This is a genomic window from Streptomyces sp. CA-106110, assembly GCF_050936285.1.
GTDB lineage: Bacteria > Actinomycetota > Actinomycetes > Streptomycetales > Streptomycetaceae > Streptomyces.
The window spans coordinates 3,339,441-3,355,000 of sequence record NZ_JBNJNB010000001.1 but is presented as its reverse complement, the minus strand read 5'-3'; the positions used below and the strand labels follow the sequence as shown (position 1 = coordinate 3,355,000).

Annotated in this window: 13 protein-coding genes; 6 read left to right on the top strand and 7 right to left on the bottom strand. The window is 71.9% G+C overall.

The window, feature by feature from the left end:
• Window positions 1–2: 2 nt before the first annotated feature.
• On the bottom strand, window positions 3–983 hold the full coding sequence (locus tag ACQEXA_RS15420; protein WP_433130390.1) for a helix-turn-helix domain-containing protein: 981 nt from the start codon (window positions 981–983) through the stop codon (window positions 3–5).
• A 544-nt stretch (window positions 984–1,527) separates the two neighbouring features.
• Between ACQEXA_RS15420 and ACQEXA_RS15415 the strand changes: the two genes are divergently transcribed.
• Together ACQEXA_RS15415 and ACQEXA_RS15410 are read left to right on the top strand one after the other, a co-directional pair.
• On the top strand, window positions 1,528–2,985 hold the full coding sequence (locus ACQEXA_RS15415; protein WP_433130388.1) for a protein phosphatase 2C domain-containing protein: 1,458 nt from the start codon (window positions 1,528–1,530) through the stop codon (window positions 2,983–2,985).
• 54 nt (window positions 2,986–3,039) lie between these two features.
• A complete protein-coding gene (locus ACQEXA_RS15410; protein WP_432934157.1) occupies window positions 3,040–4,782 on the top strand; it encodes a pyruvate dehydrogenase in 1,743 nt (580 codons plus the stop codon).
• A gap of 97 nt (window positions 4,783–4,879) precedes the next feature.
• Here ACQEXA_RS15410 and ACQEXA_RS15405 read toward each other — a convergent pair whose 3' ends face one another.
• A complete protein-coding gene (locus ACQEXA_RS15405) occupies window positions 4,880–5,719 on the bottom strand; it encodes a hypothetical protein (protein WP_432934159.1) in 840 nt (279 codons plus the stop codon).
• A 517-nt stretch (window positions 5,720–6,236) separates the two neighbouring features.
• Here ACQEXA_RS15405 and ACQEXA_RS15400 point away from each other — a divergent pair.
• Window positions 6,237–6,719 (top strand): ATP-binding protein, encoded by a 483-nt coding sequence (locus ACQEXA_RS15400; protein WP_432934161.1) that lies wholly within the window; start codon window positions 6,237–6,239, stop codon window positions 6,717–6,719.
• Between the two features lie 57 nt (window positions 6,720–6,776).
• Here ACQEXA_RS15400 and ACQEXA_RS15395 read toward each other — a convergent pair whose 3' ends face one another.
• A complete protein-coding gene (locus ACQEXA_RS15395) occupies window positions 6,777–7,820 on the bottom strand; it encodes a DUF2637 domain-containing protein (protein ID WP_432934163.1) in 1,044 nt (347 codons plus the stop codon).
• Window positions 7,821–8,057: 237 nt separating this feature from the next.
• On the opposite strand from ACQEXA_RS15395, the gene ACQEXA_RS15390 reads away from it, so the two are divergent.
• The gene (locus tag ACQEXA_RS15390; protein ID WP_433130386.1) at window positions 8,058–9,689 is read left to right on the top strand and encodes an IS200/IS605 family accessory protein TnpB-related protein; all 1,632 of its coding nucleotides are present in this window, start codon (window positions 8,058–8,060) and stop codon (window positions 9,687–9,689) included.
• A 245-nt stretch (window positions 9,690–9,934) separates the two neighbouring features.
• Here the strand turns inward: ACQEXA_RS15390 and ACQEXA_RS15385 are convergent, their stop codons facing one another.
• Entirely contained in the window at window positions 9,935–10,777 is an 843-nt protein-coding gene (locus tag ACQEXA_RS15385) for a (2Fe-2S)-binding protein (RefSeq protein WP_432934167.1), read from the bottom strand.
• 164 nt (window positions 10,778–10,941) lie between these two features.
• Here ACQEXA_RS15385 and ACQEXA_RS15380 point away from each other — a divergent pair, with 164 nt between their 5' ends.
• A complete protein-coding gene (locus ACQEXA_RS15380; RefSeq protein ID WP_433130384.1) occupies window positions 10,942–11,817 on the top strand; it encodes a GntR family transcriptional regulator in 876 nt (291 codons plus the stop codon).
• 151 nt (window positions 11,818–11,968) lie between these two features.
• Complete coding sequence (locus ACQEXA_RS15375; protein WP_432934171.1) at window positions 11,969–12,199, top strand: hypothetical protein; 231 nt, start codon at window positions 11,969–11,971, stop codon at window positions 12,197–12,199.
• Between the two features lie 12 nt (window positions 12,200–12,211).
• On the opposite strand, the gene ACQEXA_RS15370 is transcribed toward ACQEXA_RS15375, so the two are convergent.
• The 3 genes from ACQEXA_RS15370 to ACQEXA_RS15360 form a co-directional block, all read right to left on the bottom strand.
• Window positions 12,212–12,724: a DUF2231 domain-containing protein gene (locus ACQEXA_RS15370; protein WP_432934173.1), complete on the bottom strand. Its 513-nt coding sequence runs from the start codon at window positions 12,722–12,724 to the stop codon at window positions 12,212–12,214.
• Window positions 12,725–12,859: 135 nt separating this feature from the next.
• On the bottom strand, window positions 12,860–13,648 hold the full coding sequence (locus ACQEXA_RS15365; protein WP_359407981.1) for a hypothetical protein: 789 nt from the start codon (window positions 13,646–13,648) through the stop codon (window positions 12,860–12,862).
• Window positions 13,649–13,798: 150 nt separating this feature from the next.
• On the bottom strand, window positions 13,799–15,490 hold the full coding sequence (locus ACQEXA_RS15360; protein ID WP_433130383.1) for a PucR family transcriptional regulator: 1,692 nt from the start codon (window positions 15,488–15,490) through the stop codon (window positions 13,799–13,801).
• Window positions 15,491–15,560 lie beyond the last annotated feature (70 nt).

The window sequence follows — 15,560 nt, the reverse complement described above, 5'->3', positions numbered from 1 at the left end:
GCTCAGTCCCGGGCCACCCAGCCCCGCTCGTACGCGTGCCAGCCGAGCTGCAGCCGGGTCGTCACCCCGGTCAGCTCCATCAGCCGTTTCACCCGGCGCTGCACCGTGCGCAGGCCCAGGTCGAGCTGCTTGGCGACGCTCGCGTCCGTCAGCCCGGCGAGTAGCAGGGACAGCACCTGGAGGTCGGTGCCGTCGGGGCCGTCCAGCGGCTGCTCGGTGACGCCGGACGCCCCGAGCCGCAGCGGCAGCGCGTCCCGCCACACCGACTCGAACAGGCCGGACAGCAGCTCCAGCAGTCCGCTCGCGTGCACGACGAGAGCGGCGGGTTCCGCGGTGTGCGTGGTGAGCGGCACCATGGCGAGCGATCGGTCGGCGACCACCAGCTTGGTCGGCACCTTGTCGAGGACCCGCACCTGTTCGTCGCGGCCGAGCGCGGAGGTCAGCTCGGTGATGCCGTTGGGCCGGTCGAGCACCGCCCGTTCGACCACCACCCGGTAGTGCACTCCGCGCTGCGCCGCCTGCTCCTCCGCGTCGTTCTCCATGCCCGACACGGCGACCGGGGTGCCGGTGACCAGGGCGCACACCTCCTCGGTCGCGGCGAGCTGAAGCTGCAGGAAGCGCCGGCCGACCCCGGCCGCGCCGATCACCACCTCGACCAGGTCGTGCACGGCGGGCTCCGCGGCCGCCGCCCGGTACTCCTCGGCGAGCAGTGCGGCCGCCAGTTCGGCCTTCTCCAGTTCGTGGCGCTGCTGGGTGAGCAGCGCGCCCAGCAGCACTCCGGGCGGCGCCGCGACCCAGCGGCCGGGCCGGGCCGACGACTGGGCCGCGAGTCCGTGCCCTTCGAGCCGGCGCAGGGCGCGCTCGGTGTCCTGCTCGCCGAGGGTCAGCCGCCGCGCCAGATCGGGCACGTCGGCGGCGCCCACGGACACCAGCGCCCGGTACGCCGACTCGTGCGTCTCGTCCAGGCCTATCACTGCCAGCATCAGCCGGTCGCCCCTCCCCGAATAAAAGCCGCACGGTACGGCGCCGTGGCGGAAATCGGCCACGGCACAAACCCGCCTCGGGACATCATCGCCCTACCCCCTGTTCGTCTGCCAAGGTGACGGCATCGCGGTGTCGACCACTGCCCGCTGTACCCGCTTACGGCCCGTTCAGCCTGCGCGGATGCCGTCTGCGGTCCTCCGGAGGGACGTACCGGAGGCCCTGATGCCGGTCGTCGCACGCGCCGGCCCGGCGTGCCGGGCCGGCCGGCACTTCGGGACAGCGGTTCACACCCGGCCTCACCTGGCCGAAGGCCAGTGGCCGCACGAACGTGACGGGGCGCCGGAGGCGTGTCGGGCCCTGTCACCGCGGTGCCGCCGGACGGTTCCCCTGTGGGGGGTGGGATCGTCCGGCGGTCCGCCTCCCGGTGGCTGGTTTCGGACCGCAGTTCGAGGTGTCGTCCGACGTGTGGATCGCAGACCGGTCGCCTGGCCGGATTTTCCTGATGCGCCGTTTTCACGCCCCTCGCAGTGGACAATCGGGGGCATGAGTCAGCAGGGGTGGAGCCCCATCGAGAACGCGGACGACTGGTGGGGGCAGTTGTACGACGACGCCACCGGGGACACGGGACCGGCCCTCGCGGCGGACAGCCTCGACGACCGTTTCGCCTCCGCCGTGGGGACGGTGGCAGACCGCGGCACCCGGGCCGGGGCCGAGGAGCTGCTCCCGTCGGCGGGCGCCGGCACCTCACCGCCCGGGAACGGGACGGCCACCCCGGTCGTACCCCGCGCGGGCACCTCCGCACCGCCCGCCGGGCCCACCGGTTCCTCCCGGCTCGTGGCTCCGCTCGATTGGGGTGACCCTCCCGCCCGTGGCCCGGCGCCGTGGGAACATCCGTCCGCCAGGTCGCTGGGCCCTCTGACCTTTCCCTCCCCGTCCAGGCCTGCGGCCCTCGAGGCCGGCCCCGCCTCCGGCGACCGTGACGTTCCGGCCGCCGCCGCGGAGGCGGAGCCCCGGCCCGGCCGAACCGGAACAGTGCCTCCCGTCGACTACGTCGGCTCCGGGCCGCCCACCTACGACCCCGAGCCCACCGCCCTCCCGCTCGCCGACCCGGACGACCTCGGCGACCTGGTCGCCGACACCGTGCTGGACGGGGCGCGCTACGGGGCCTGCACGCTGCGCGCGGTCTCGGTGCGCGGGGACTCGGCGCGCTACCGGGGCGAGCCGCGCCGGGACGCCTTGCTCACCGCCCGCTTCGGCACCGGCGACCAGGCGCTCGTCCTCGTCGCCATGGCGACCGGCGCGCGGGCCGCGCCCGGTGCGCACCTGGCCGCGGCAGAGGTGTGCCACTGGATCGGGCGTGCCGTCGGGCGCAGTCACCTCCGCCTGAGCGAGGACATCAGGGCCGACCGGCGCGGCGACCTCAAGTCGGGCCTTCAGCGGCTCACCGACCGTAGTTTCGGCAAGCTGCGCGCCGACGCCGTCGAACGGAGCCTTGACCCCGAGGAGTACACGGCCACGCTGCGCTGTCTGCTGCTGCCCGCCGACCCGTCCTGTCGTGCGCGCGTCTTCTTCGGCGTCGGCCCGGGCGGCCTGTTCCGGCTGCGGGACGGCGAGTGGGAGGACATCGAGCCGCAGGGGACCGAGGCGGCGGGCGAGGCCGTGATGGGGTTCGGTTCGCTGCCGTCCGAGACCCCCGAAGGCGACCGGATCACCATGGACCTGGCCCTTACGACGCCTCCGAGCCCCTATGAGCCGGCCCCCGAGCCGCCCCATGACCCCTTCCGCTTCCGTGCGTCCATCGCCCGTCCGGGTGACACCCTGCTGCTGTGCTCGGGTGGTCTCGCCGAACCGCTGCGCGGCGAACCGCTTCTCGCCGAACACCTCACGGAGCGCTGGTCGGCGGGCGGGCCACCGGGCCTCGCCGCGTTTCTCGCCGACACGGCGGTGCGGGTGAAGGGCTATGCCGACGACCGTACGGCGGTCGCCGTTTGGGAGGCGTGATGGCGGTCGCTGTGGATTGATGGACCCAAGGCAAGCGAAGGGGTGCATGCATCCATGGCCAAGCAGAACGTTGCCGACCAGTTCGTCGACATACTCGCCCGCGCCGGGGTCAAACGCCTGTACGGAGTCGTCGGCGACAGCCTCAATCCGATCGTGGACGCCGTCCGTCGCAACGCCGCCATCGACTGGGTGCATGTACGCCACGAGGAGACCGCCGCCTTCGCAGCCGGTGCCGAGGCACAGATAACCGGCAAGCTGACCGCCTGCGCGGGCTCCTGCGGCCCCGGCAACCTCCACCTCATCAACGGCCTCTACGACGCCCACCGTTCCATGGCCCCGGTGCTGGCCCTCGCCTCGCACATACCCTCCAGCGAGATAGGCCTCGGCTACTTCCAGGAGACGCACCCGGACCGGTTGTTCCAGGAGTGCTCCCACTACTGCGAGCTGATATCCAATCCGAAGCAGATGCCCAGGCTGCTGCAGACGGCGATCCAGAACGCGATCGGCCGCAGCGGCGTCAGCGTGGTGGCGCTCCCCGGCGACATCGCCGACCAGCCCGCCCCCGACAAGCCCGCCGAGACCGCCCTTGTCACCTCCCGGCCCAGCGTCCGCCCGGGTGACCACGAGATCGACGAACTCGTTCGGATGATCGACCAGGCGGAGCGGGTCACCCTCTTCTGCGGCAGCGGCACCGCCGGCGCGCACGCCGAGGTCATGGAGCTCGCCGGGAAGATCAAGTCCCCGGTGGGGCACGCCCTGCGGGGCAAGGAGTGGATCCAGTACGACAACCCGTACGACGTAGGCATGAGCGGCCTTCTGGGCTACGGCGCCGCGTACGAGGCCACCCACGAGTGCGACCTGCTGATCCTGCTGGGCACCGACTTCCCGTACAACGCCTTCCTGCCGGACGACGTGGCCATCGCCCAGATCGACGTACGCCCGGAGAATCTGGGCCGCCGCTCCAAGCTGGACCTGGCGGTGTGGGGCGATGTGAAGGAGACCCTGCGGTGCCTGACCCCGCGGGTGACGGCGAAGCAGAACCGGCGCTTCCTCGACAAGATGCTGAAGAAGCACGCGGATGCGCTGGAAGGCGTGGTGAAAGCGTACACCCGAAAGGTGGAGAAGCACATTCCGATCCATCCGGAGTATGTGGCCTCGGTACTCGACGAGATCGCCGATCCGGACGCCGTCTTCACGGTCGACACGGGGATGTGCAACGTCTGGGCCGCCCGTTACATCTCTCCGAACGGCCGTCGGCGTGTCATCGGCTCGTTCTCCCACGGCTCGATGGCGAACGCGCTGCCGATGGCGATCGGCGCGCAGTTCACGGACCGCGGGCGGCAGATCGTGTCGATGTCGGGCGACGGCGGCTTCTCCATGCTGATGGGCGACTTTCTGACCCTGGTGCAGTACGACCTGCCGGTGAAAGTCGTGCTGTTCAACAACTCCTCGCTGGGCATGGTCGAACTGGAGATGATGGTGGCCGGGCTGCCCGCGTACGGCACTTCCGCGAAGAACCCCGACTTCGCCGCCGTGGCCCGCGCGTGCGGGGCGTACGGCATCCGGGTGGAGAAGCCCAAGCAGCTCGCGAGCGCCCTCAAGGACGCCTTCCGGCACAAGGGTCCCGCGCTCGTCGACGTCGTCACCGATCCGAACGCCCTGTCCATCCCGCCCAGGATCAGCAGGGAGATGGTCACGGGCTTCGCGCTCTCGGCCTCGAAGATCGTGCTGGACGGCGGGGTCGGTCGCATGGTCCAGCTGGCCCGTTCGAACCTGCGCAACGTGCCCCGGCCGTAGCCGGCGGACACGTCGCGCGCAGACCGGAACCCCGGCCCGATTCCGGCGGGCCGGGGTTCTCGTTCTCTACCTTCAGAGGGACCTTTGGTCCCCAGGATCACCTGCCTCCGCTGCTGCCTCCGTAGTTGTTGTTGTTGTTGTTGTTGCCCTCGTTGCCCTTCCCGCTCTGGCCGCCGCCGCCGCCCCCGCCGCCGCCGCTGTGCTCCTCGCGCTGCTCCACGAAGCGCTCCACGTGCCGGCGGATCACTCGGAAGCTGGCCGTCACGCCGTTCTTGACCTTCACACCGCCATGGACGTGCATGGGGCGGAGCCCGTTCGACGAGCTGTGCGGGCCGACGGTGGCGAGGGGGGCACCGTTGTCGCAGGTGGCGCCGTTGAAGACCTCGACGGTGTTCCTGCTCTCGTTGCGGACGTTGATGGTGTTGGCGCCGAGGCCACTGACCACGGTGATGCAGCCGTCGGGCACGCCGCTGAACTCGCGCTCGTTGACCGAGATCCTGTCGCGCGAGAAGCTGTTGTCGTCGCGACCGCAGTCCCGGCCGCCGTTGCCGCCGTTGCCGCCGTGGTCGTTGTCGTCGAAGTTGCCTTCGCCCTCGTCCGACTCGCACCGGGTGATCTTGCGGAAGCTGCTGCTCCCGCCGCCACCGCCGCCGCCGCCGCCGTTGTTGTAGTTGTCGTTGTTGTTGTTGCCGTTGTTGTTGTTGCCGTAGCTGTTGTTGTTGTTGCCGTAGCTGTTGTTGTTGTTGCCGCTGCCGCTGCCGCTGCCGTTACTGCCGTCCGGCGCGGAGGCCGGGGCTGCGGCCGGGGCTGCGGCGGCATGCTGCGCCAGCGGAGCCGCCTGCGGTTCGGATGCCGCGGAGGCGTACGTGATTCCCGTGGCCACCAGGGCCGCGGCGGCCGCGGCTGCGGCCGTTACAGCGGTGGAACGCGTTGCCATGTCACTTCTCCTGTCTCTGACACATCGGCTGCGCGCCGATGCGAGATTGAACCTACTAACGATCTCTTTATCCGTCATGTCGGACATGCCGACAATATGAAGAAAGACACGGTTGGAGCAATCCAGGCACTGACGGCCTGTCACCCCGGCCTACGTGCCCTGTCTACAAGTCGACCCGGGCGGGAGCGACCGCAGGCACCGTACAGCCGTATCGGCAGCCCGCAGCCGGCCGAAGGGCCCAGCGGCAGCGGTCTCGTGGCCCGCGCCGTACCCGGTCGCGAACGGGCGTACGGCTGTGCGTTTCTGAGGAGCCGGGCGTGTCGTGCGACGGGCCCGGTCCGTACGGGTGACCGGGAGCCGGACCGAGGGCGCGCAGGGCGCACTCGCGCCCGGCTCATATGACCCAGTGCGTACGGTAGTTGACGATTCGGCATGACTGGCGACCCGCCGATGGGGCATGGATCCCCGTGGACGTGTTCGAGCAGGGGGATCCGGCATCCACGTACGGGCGGGGGTCATGAAGAGGCGAGCGCGACGCGGCGGTCCCGTGGTGATCGGGTCGCCGTCGGTGAAACAGGCGGAGGAAGCGACCGACACGACGACGGACCGGTCAGGGGGCCCGCAGCTGAGGCGCCGTCTGGGACAGGCCGACTTACGGGCGGTACCCGAGGCGCGCAGGGCGCTGCGGGAACTGCTGACGCACTGGGGAAGGCCAGGAGGAGCCGAGATAGCCGAGCTGCTCACCAGTGAGCTGGTCACCAACGCGCTCATCCACACCGACCGCGACGCGGTCCTGACGGCCACCGTGTCGCCGTGCGGACTCCGCGTGGAGGTAAGGGACTTCGTGGGGCGCAAGCCGAGGCCACGGGTGCCGGAGGCCGGCGAGGACACGCACGGCCGGGGCCTGATCCTCGTTCAGTCCCTGGCGGACGCGTGGGGCGTACGGGCGCACGGTGTGGGAAAGGCCGTCTGGTTCGAGCTGGACGCGGAGGCCGCCTGACGCACTGAAGGGGGCGCGGCAGCGTGCCGCGCCCCCTTCCAGTGATGGCGTCCGGACTCAGCCGAACTGCTGCTCGAGGTCCTTGAGCTTGCGCTCCAGGGAGTCGAGGCGAGGCAGAGCCATGGTGTCGTCCTCGGCCGTGAGGTCGACGGTGATCGGGTCAGCCGAGGGCTTCCGGACGGGCTGGAGCGAGGGGCGGGTGCGCGTGGGCAGTTCTCCCGCGGCTATGGCGGGCTCCGCGGGGACCGGAGCGCTCGCCCGTTCGACGGTCGGCATCTCGACCTGACGTCCGCCGTTTCCGCCGGTCAGCGAGCGGTGACCGCGGCTGAGCGCCTTGAGCTGCACACGCTCGACGCGCTGCTGCTCGCGCCGCAGCGCCTTGTTGTGCTCCTCCTGGCGCTGGTCCTCGCGGACCTCCTCGACCGCCTCGTCCAGGGTGCGCACGCCCTCCAGAAGCATCAGCGACCAGGCCTTGTACGTCTCGCGCGGGGCCCGCAGCCAGCGGACGATGCGGATCTGCGGCAGCGGACACGGCACCAGGCCCTGCTCCCGCAGAGCGGCGCGACGAGTCTGCTTGAGCGCCCGGTCGAAGAGCACGGCGGCCGACAGCGACATGCCGGCGAAGAACTGCGGGGCGCCCGCGTATTCGACGCCCCTCGGCGCGTGCACCCAGTTGAACCAGGCGGAAGCGGCCGCGAACGTCCACACGAGGATCCGGGAGCTGAGCGCCGCGTCACCGTGGCTGGCCTCGCGCACCGCGAGCACGGAGCAGAACATGGCCGCCCCGTCCAGACCGAACGGGACCAGGTACTCCCAGCCACCGGTGAGGCCGAGGTTCTGCTGGCCGAAGCCGACCAGGCCGTGGAAGGAGAGCGCAGCGGCGACGGCCGCGCAGCAGAAGAGCAGTACGTAGGAGGCCGTGGCGTAGATGGCCTCCTTGCGCCTGCGGCGCTCCTCGGCGCGCTCCCATGAGTCGTCCGCGCTCGCGTTCTCCCCGGAGGAGCGCTTTCCGCGCGCGAGCATCGCCACCGCTGCCACCACGCCCAGGAGCAACACGACGCCCGGAAGCAGCCAGTTCAGCGATATCTCGGTCAGTCTCATCTGGGTCCCTTGCATTGGGATAGGGCGTAACGCCCGCCATAGTGGCCCAATCCCGCCGGCCCTCAGGGGGTGGGGAACTGTTCGTTTTCGGATGTGCAGGAGCGTGTGAGTGTGCAGGAGCGTGTACTGGCTGATGGTGTTGTAGCGCGCACACGTCATATGGCGGGCACTGATGTCAGTGCCCGCCCGTACTGTTCTTCCTGTTGCTGCTCAAGCGTGGTGGAGGGGAGTACATCGATGCGTGGTGAGTCGTTGCGCACGATCGCTGCTCCCTTCGTGGCCGTCGGCCCGTCGGGCGTGGCGATCCGGACCCGTCTGGTCCACTTGAGGGCCGAGGACGAGGAGGTGTTGCGTCTGGTGGGCGCGCATCTGGGTTCGCTGGCCGCAAGGGATCTCAAACGCCGGTGCGCCGACGGTCTGGAGCACTCCGCGGATTCGTGGGCGGAGCGTAAGCGGGCCCTGACAAAGGAGTCTTCGTCGCGCTGGGCGGGGAGCATCACCAAGGCCACGCATGATCAGTGGGCGCTTGCGCGGCGTGCCCAGAGCGCGCACATCCACAGCCTTGAGGCGGGCGTGCGGACGATCGCGCACCGCCTGTCCCTGCCGGTCGGGGAGAAGGGGAGCAGGCGGGCGCCGGGCGGCTACCGCAGCGCCAAGGAGTGGTTCGGCAAGTCCCGGCGCCTGCGGGTCCTTCACGACCGGCTGAGTGCCGAGCAGGCCGACCACGCCGTGGGCCGCGTCCGGGTGGTGCGCGGCGGGAAGCGGCTCGCGCGCAACCGGCATAACCTCAAGGCCGCCCAGCTCACGCAGGCGCAGTGGCGGCAGCGTTGGGAAGCATCGCGCTGGTTTGTGCAGGCGGACGGGGAATCGGGCAAGCGGTTCGGGAATGAGACGATCCGCGTCACGCCTGAGGGCGAGGTGTCACTGAAGCTGCCTGCTCCGCTCGCCCACCTGGCCAACGCCCCGCATGGCCGGTATGTGTTCACCGGCGCTGTGGTCTTCCACCACCGCGGCGACGAGTGGGCCGACCGCATCACCACGAACCGGGCCGTGGCCTACCGCATCCACTACGACACAGGCCGCTCCCGCTGGTACCTCACCGCCTCCTGGACGATCCCGCCGGTCAAGGCCGTCCCCCTGTCCCAGGCCCGCACAGGCGGTCTGATCGGTGTCGACACCAACGCCGACCACCTGGCCGCCTGGCGGCTGGACGCCCACGGCAACCCGTGCGGCGAGCCGCGCCAGTTCTTCTACGACCTGTCCGGGAGCGCGGACCACCGTGACGCCCAGGTACGGCATGCACTGATCCGGCTCCTGCACTGGGCCCAACGCCACGACCTGTCGATCGCGATCGAAGACCTCGACTTCGGCACGGAGAAAGCCCGGGAGAAACACGGCCGCAGGAAGCGGTTCCGGCAGGTGATCTCCGGCATGCCCGTCTCCAAACTGCGGGCCCGGCTCGTCAGCATGGCAGCCGAACTCGGCATCACCATCATCGCCGTCGACCCCGCCTACACCAGCAGATGGGGCGCCCAGCACTGGCAAAAACCCCTCACCCACACGACCAGGAAAACCACCCGTCACGATGCCGCGAGCATCGCGATCGGCAGGCGCGCCCTGGGGCACCGCATCCGGCGACGGACGGCACCGCCTCCACACGACCAGAGCGATCGTGTGGGGCATCGGACCGCCCAGGCCGGACACGGCACCCCAGGGCGTGAGGAAACCCGCCCCCGCATCCTTGGACCACGGACACGATCCGTGTCGCCGGACGCGGCGCGAACGCGGGAGACCAGCGCATCCACAACCGTTCGGGATGCGCCAGTTGACCAGGATTGGGTACAAGACTCACTCCTGCTCACTGATTAAGAACGGTTTCGGGGCAAGAGGCCGCCATGGCATCGCAAGGGGTTGCCCAGGGCGGCGTTCTGCTCGAACTGCCGCTTGAGGGGCGGGAGTTGAGTTCGATTAAGCCTACCCGTGGACGGTGGTGCTGCGGAAAGTTCCTGCGACAGGTGAGGATGTTGTGAAACGCCTGTGATCCGTGCTGGGCCTCACTCGGGACGGATCTTACGGCACGCGGCGTAGGGCCGGACGCCGGGCCTGAGGAGACGTCAAGCCGCAGCGGTGCTGCTGAGCTTGGCGACGCGGTCGGCGTCGCAGGTGCGCGGGCAGGTCGCGCAGGTGTCCTCGGGGCGCAGCGTGTAGAACATGCAGCAGGTGACCCGGTCCCGGGTGGACAGCGAATCGCCGTTCGATCCGGTGAGTTCGCGGAACGCGGCCGAGCCGGCGAACGGCTTCGTCCGGCCCGGCAGCAGCAGCTCGAGTTCGTGCCTCGCCCGCCGCTCCTCGCCGAGCAGCCCGGCCACGTACCAGAGCCCTTCGACCACCTCGTCCGTGGCCATGCCCCACAGGGCGCGCCCGCGCCGTCGCATGCGCGGTCCGAACCCGGCGAGCACGGGATCGAGGTGCTCGGCCACGGCCGTCCGCACCTCGGCGCGCAGCGCCTCCTCGTCCGCCACGACGAGGGCACCGGGCAGGGCCGCCGTCGGATCGTCCGGCAGGCAGGCGAACGCTCCGGTGCGTACCGCCAGGCGCCCGAGGGTGCGTTGGAACGCGACGTGCTCCACCGGGAAGCGCGGCACCCGGCGGCGCAGGAACCACGGCACCGTGATCAGCAGACAGGCCGGCCACGCGTAGCGGTGCAGGCCGAAGCTCGCCACGACGTCCGGGCGGGCCCGCTGCCCGTAGTCGCGCAGCACCTGCTCCTCGTCCCACGCGAGGAACGCGTCCAGAGCGGCCCCGCCCGCCGCGAGCCCGGCGGCCGACACCCAGCCGTCGCCTTCCGGTGCGGCCTCGCCCGGACCCAGTTCCGTGACGGCCAGTCCCGGGAGCACCTCGGTGAGCCGGGCGTACGCGTCCGCCGCGACTGACGGGGGCGGGGTGGAGAGGGGCATGAAGGGACCGCCGTTTCACACGCTCTGATAGGTAAGCCTTACCTTATCGAATGTGAGTGGTGTGTGAACCGGAGCGTAAGGTGCCTATGGTGCTTTCCGAGCGGTAACCGTCCCGTGCACGTTCCGCGCACCGTCCAGCACCGCCACGACCGGAGGAGGAGCCCGTGGAGCAGGCACGTTCCCGCCGTGCGCAGGGCTCCGCCGAGTCGTCGGCCGAGAGCGACGGTGCGCCGGTCTGCCGGGTTCCGGCGCAGCTCGGGGCCGGGGACGGAGCCCGCGAGCGGAGCGCCGCCCCGGGCTCCGCGCGCGGTGAGCACACGCACAGCGAGACCCCGATCCCGGGACCTCGCGTGGACGAGCGGCCGCAGCGCGGCGAGCCGTCCGCGGCGGGGCAGGGGGCGCAGGACGGGCGTCCCGTCGTGCAGCGTGCCTCGGTGCGACGGCAGATCCTCGACGCCCTGCGCACCGCGCTCGTCGCGGGGGAGCTGGCGCCCGGCGAGGTCTACTCGGCGCCCGCGCTCGGCGAGCGCTTCGGGGTGTCGGCGACCCCGGTGCGCGAGGCGATGCAGCAACTCGCCCTGGAGGGCGCCGTCGAGGTCGTACCCAACCGCGGCTTCCGCGTCGTCGTGCACGGCGCCCGGGAACTCGCCGAACTCGCCGAGATCCGCGCGCTGGTCGAGGTCCCGGTGATCCTGCGGCTCGCCCGCACGGTCCCCGCCGAAAGCTGGGCGGAGCTGCGACCGCTCGCCGACGCGACCGTACGGGCCGCGTCGTCCGAGGGCCGGGTGACGTACGCCGAATCCGACCGTGCCTTCCACCGCGCGGTGCTCGCCCTCGCGGGCAACGAGCAACTGGTGCGGATCGCGGAGGACCTGCACCGCCGTGCCCAGTGGCCGCTCGTCCAGGGCTCCGCCCCGCGGAGCCGCGCGGAGCTGATCGCCGACGCGGCTGAGCACGCGGCCCTGCTGGACGCACTGGCCGGGCAGGACCTGGCAGCGGTCCAGGCCCTGGTGAGCAAGCACTTCGACGGGGCGTCCTGACTCCTGGGCGGCGCGTGGTGCTTGCTCTTGGCCGTCCCCGCGTCACGGCGGTGTCCCCGGTCGGCAACGGCCGGCCCTGCGGGGAACTGTGCCGGCGGTCCCCGGAGTGCTGCCCGGTGAGGGACGACCGTCCCACGGGGGGTGGACGACGATGGTGTCCGATCCGCTGCAGCACGCCCGGCGCCGAGGCCGGCCGGGCATCGGGCGTGCCGAGGGGTACCGGGGCGAGGCCCGCGGGCGCCCGGCCGGACGGCCGGGGCGACCGGGGGTGGACGGCGTCGGCGTGCTGCTGGCCTTCGTCCTCTTCGTCGCCGTCGTGGTTCTCGTCGTCCACGACGGCGAATTCCGCGGCGCCCTCTGGACGTTCGTCAGGAGTCTGTGAGCGGGCCTGCCGTCACTGCCGGGCGCCCGTAGCGGTCTTCGAGTAGGCGTCGTGCCAGGCGGCCTTGGCGCCCGAGTCACCGATGCGGTAGACGTCGACGACGGCGCCGACCGCGACCGCGACGGACAGCACGGCGATGGCGATCCGGACCAGGCCGCCGGCCCACGTGCCGGACGAGGTGGGGGCGCCGGCACGGGGCGCGGCCGTCCGGCGGGTCGTCCACCACACGAGTCCGGCCAGGACGAACAGACCCACGGCCCACGGCAGCAGCCCGTCGCCGAGTTCGGCGTGCCGGCTGACCAGCGGGTCGCCGTCGACGTGCCGCTCCAGCCACTCGCCCGCCTGTGTCGTCAGCGGCACGGACGCCAGGGCGACGAGCGCCAGCAGAGGCAGGACCGGACCCAGCCGCAGCGCCGCCTTCGGCCACACGGCGGCGACCACGAGTGCCAGCGCGCTCAGCGGGATCAGTACGACGACGAAGTGGACGAACAGGACATGCGCGGGCAAGCCGTTGACGAGGCTCATCGGGTACCCCTCCAGGAGGCGGTCGTGGGGCGGGGCACACGGCCGAGTCCGTGTCCGCCGGACGGCGCGCCAGCCTGGCACAGGAGTCTCTCAGGTTCCTCTGAGCTCAGGCGTGACCCGGAGGGGGCCCATCCCTCACGGAGCGGCGGGATCCGCCGCCGGTTCCACCGACGCCAGCTGCCGCGCCAGCCAGGTTGGTACGCCGCCCAGCAAGCGGAACAGCCGGGCCGCCTCGGCCCGTAGCCGGGAGGCCTCCGGTTCGGTCTCCGTGTCCGCGAGCGAGGCCAGCGCCGGCGCCGTGCCGACGAGGTAGCCCAGCTCCTCGCGGATCCGCAGCGATTCGGCGAAGCCGTGCCGGGCCTCCGCGAGCTCGCCGTCGCGCAGGGCCAGTCCGGCCAGATGGCGCCAGGTGAAGGAGAGCAGCAGCGTGTCGCCGTACGCGGAGGCGCTCGCATGGGCCCGGCGGTAGGCGGCGTGGGCCGCCTGCGGGGAGAGGGCGAGGTTCTCGGCGATGAGTCCGCGCCGGAAGTCCAGCAGTGCCCGGCCCGCGGCGCCCGGCGGGATCAGCGCGGCGGCCCGGCCGAGCGCCGCCCGTGCCTCGTCGGCCCGGTCGCGCACGCCGTGCAGCGTGGCGGCGTACGCCAGTTGACCGCGCTCACAGGCGGCGGCGCCCCGCTCGTCGTCGCTGTGGGCCTGCGCCTCGGCCGTGCGCAGCGCGTCCTCGGCCTCCTCCCAGCCCTGCTCCGTGTACAGGCACCGTTCGACGAGCAAGGACGCCCGCTGCAGCGAGGCCGCGGCCGTCTGCCCTCTCAGCAGGGCTGCCGCGTCGGCCCAGCAGGCGCGCGAGCGCAGCCGCCATACCGCGGTCTGGAGTGGATCGTCGCCAGCGGTCGTTCCCGTACCAGACATGGCGGTATGCGCCACGTTGCCCTCCCCGAGCGCGCCATCGAGCTGTTGAGTGGTGGCGGCATTCCAGCACCAATCTCGGCGCTGGGCCAAGGGGGCGGGTGAAGGATTTCACAAAGTCGTGGGACAGCGGAGGCGGCGTCGCGACCCCTCCGACGGTGCATCGCCTCAGCTCATACGCAGGGCGAGGAAGAAGTCGAGCTTGTCTTCGAGGCGCGAAAGGTCACGGCCCGTCAACTGCTCGATACGCCCGACCCGGTAGCGCAGCGTGTTGACGTGCAGGTGCAGCCGGGTCGCGCAGCGGGTCCAGGAGCCGTCGCAGTCGAGGAACGCCTCCAGGGTCGAGATCAGCTCCGCGCGATGCCTGCGGTCGTAGTCGCGCAGCGGGTCGAGGAGACGGGCCGTGAAGGCGCGGCGTACGTCGTCGGGGACAAACGGCAGCAGCAGCACGTGCGAGGCCAGCTCCTGGTGGCCGGCCGCACAGACCCGGCCCGTCCGGGCGGCGGCGACCCGGCGCGCGTGCCGTGCCTCCTCCAGCGCGCCCCGCAGCCCCTCGGCCGAATGCACGGCCGCGCTGACGCCCAGCGTGATGCGTCCGTCCTCGTCGAGCCCCGCGGACAGCGGTTCCCGTACGGCCTCCAGGAGGGCGTCGGCGACGATGCCGGGCTCGGGACCGTCGTGCTCGGAGGAGACCGCGGGGAGCGGAACGAGCGCGATCGCCTCGTCACCGCTATGCGCCACGGCGATGCGGTCGGAGTGCTCCGGTCTCGTCGACAGGGGGTCGACCAGGATCTCCTCCAGCAGCGACTGGGCGACCGGGCCGCCCTCGACGGAGCCGCCGTCCCACTCGACCCGGGCCACGACCACCTGCCAGTGCGGCGCCGCCCCGAGGCCGGGCAGCAGCACGGGCGCGGCGACCCGCAGCCGGGCCGCGATCTCGGCGGGCGCCGATCCCGTCTGCACGAGTTCCAGCACCTCCTGCGCGAGCCGCCGTCGCACCGTACGGGCCGCGTCCCGCCGGTCCCGCTCGACCGCGATCAGCTGGGTGACGCCACGGAGCAGGTCCACCCGCTCCTCGGGCCAGTCCCCGGCGTCCGCCTCGACGGCGAGCAGCCAGTCGGAGAGCACCGTCTCGCGCACGTCCCGTGCGGCACCGTCGCTCCGGTCCTCCGCGTCCGGCGCGGGGCGGTGCCCCCAGTTGCGGATCGGGAAGAGTGAGTACGTCGTCGCGCCCACCGTCGCCCGATGGGGGACGCGCCGGCCGGCGCGGGTGGCCGCCAGGTGCTCGGCGGCCAGTGCCGCGCGCACATCCGGCGTGAGCCCCGGTCCCGGGCCCGCGATCCGCCGGCCGGTGGGGGAGAGCACCCACGCGCGCAGATCGAGGTCGGAGCCGAGCAGGTCGAGGACGACCTCCGGGCCGCCGCCGGCCGGCCCCGAGGTCATCATCCGCCGGTGCCGGTCCACCACGGCCGCCAGATCCCCGGCCCGCTCGCCGGAGACCTGCCGCACGACGTGTTCGGTGATGGTGGCGAACGCCACCGACTCATGGACGGCGAACAGCGGCAGCCGGTGGCGGGCGCAGGCCACGACCAGATCGTCCGGGATGTCCCCGAGTTCCGCCTCGCCCGCGGCGAGCGCAGCGACTCCCGCGGCTGCGAGAATACGGACGAAGGGCTCTGAGTCAGCGGCGTCGTGCCGCCACGCCAGGCCCGTGAGGACCAGTTCGCCGCCGGAGAGATAGCGGCTGGGGTCCTTGAGATCCGTGGTCATCACCCCGCGCACGGCGCGGTCCAGCTCGTCCTCGCCGCCGAGCAGCCGCAGCCCCAGCGCGTCGGTGTTCAGCAGTGCGCGCAGCCGCATGTCTCGTCGCCGCCGTCCTTGTCGGGAAATCCACGTTCGGTCGGCCACGGTCGTGGCCTGGGGTTTCGGA

Excerpts from the sequence above, each read along its gene's own strand:
- ACQEXA_RS15420 (WP_433130390.1), bottom strand. The coding sequence starts at position 983 with ATGCTGGCAGTGATAGGCCTGGACGAGACGCACGAGTCGGCGTACCGG.
- ACQEXA_RS15415 (WP_433130388.1), top strand. The coding sequence starts at position 1,528 with ATGAGTCAGCAGGGGTGGAGCCCCATCGAGAACGCGGACGACTGGTGG.
- ACQEXA_RS15410 (WP_432934157.1), top strand. The coding sequence starts at position 3,040 with ATGGCCAAGCAGAACGTTGCCGACCAGTTCGTCGACATACTCGCCCGC.
- ACQEXA_RS15405 (WP_432934159.1), bottom strand. The coding sequence starts at position 5,719 with ATGGCAACGCGTTCCACCGCTGTAACGGCCGCAGCCGCGGCCGCCGCG.
- ACQEXA_RS15400 (WP_432934161.1), top strand. The coding sequence starts at position 6,237 with ATGAAGAGGCGAGCGCGACGCGGCGGTCCCGTGGTGATCGGGTCGCCG.
- ACQEXA_RS15395 (WP_432934163.1), bottom strand. The coding sequence starts at position 7,820 with ATGAGACTGACCGAGATATCGCTGAACTGGCTGCTTCCGGGCGTCGTG.
- ACQEXA_RS15390 (WP_433130386.1), top strand. The coding sequence starts at position 8,058 with ATGCGTGGTGAGTCGTTGCGCACGATCGCTGCTCCCTTCGTGGCCGTC.
- ACQEXA_RS15385 (WP_432934167.1), bottom strand. The coding sequence starts at position 10,777 with ATGCCCCTCTCCACCCCGCCCCCGTCAGTCGCGGCGGACGCGTACGCC.
- ACQEXA_RS15375 (WP_432934171.1), top strand. The coding sequence starts at position 11,969 with ATGGTGTCCGATCCGCTGCAGCACGCCCGGCGCCGAGGCCGGCCGGGC.
- ACQEXA_RS15370 (WP_432934173.1), bottom strand. The coding sequence starts at position 12,724 with ATGAGCCTCGTCAACGGCTTGCCCGCGCATGTCCTGTTCGTCCACTTC.
- ACQEXA_RS15360 (WP_433130383.1), bottom strand. The coding sequence starts at position 15,490 with ATGCGGCTGCGCGCACTGCTGAACACCGACGCGCTGGGGCTGCGGCTG.